General features: G+C 43.2%; 2 protein-coding genes. One reads left to right on the forward strand and one right to left on the reverse strand.

All coding sequences use genetic code 11. The features are described 5' to 3' along the window. Window positions 1–140, reverse strand: a 140-nt coding sequence (locus R7Q11_RS29645) for a PTS sugar transporter subunit IIA (protein WP_225467400.1), incomplete at its 3' end; no start/stop codon positions are given. A gap of 228 nt (window positions 141–368) precedes the next feature. On the opposite strand from R7Q11_RS29645, the gene R7Q11_RS29650 reads away from it, so the two are divergent. Further along, window positions 369–507, forward strand: a 139-nt coding sequence (locus R7Q11_RS29650) for a LacI family DNA-binding transcriptional regulator (RefSeq protein WP_225467401.1), incomplete at its 3' end; no start/stop codon positions are given.

Consider the following 507-nt stretch of genomic DNA (forward strand, 5'->3'; position numbering starts at 1 on the left):
CGGTAAATTGCTTCAACGTAACTTGGTTCTATCGCGCCATTTTCAATCAAAGCTTCACAAGATTTGCTGATCGCATCTTTCCAGTCGGTTGCGTCAGAATGGATGCGAATGACATCAGAGGTAATCAGTTCACGTAGCATTGGAATGTTTCCGATTTGTTGTTTTGTTGCTGCGTACTTTATCGATCAATTTGCCAGAAAAACCTGAGAGTGATCACAAATGGTAGCGCTATCTGATAGCGCTATCATTTTTATCAGGCATCGAAGTTTCATGTGCTGGTGTTCGAGTTCTAATGCGCTAATATCAAAACCATTAAAGCGCTGTGATAAGATGTCGCAGCTGAAATTAGAGAACATTAAATAAAAACAATGAGCGAACCTCGCAAACGAAGAAGTACCGGCAATGTCACTTTGGCTGATGTCGCCAAACAAGCAGGCGTAGGCACGATGACGGTGTCGCGAGCATTACGAACGCCAGAGCTGGTATCCGATAAGCTGAGAGAAAAAA

Source organism: Vibrio sp. 970 (assembly GCF_033339075.1).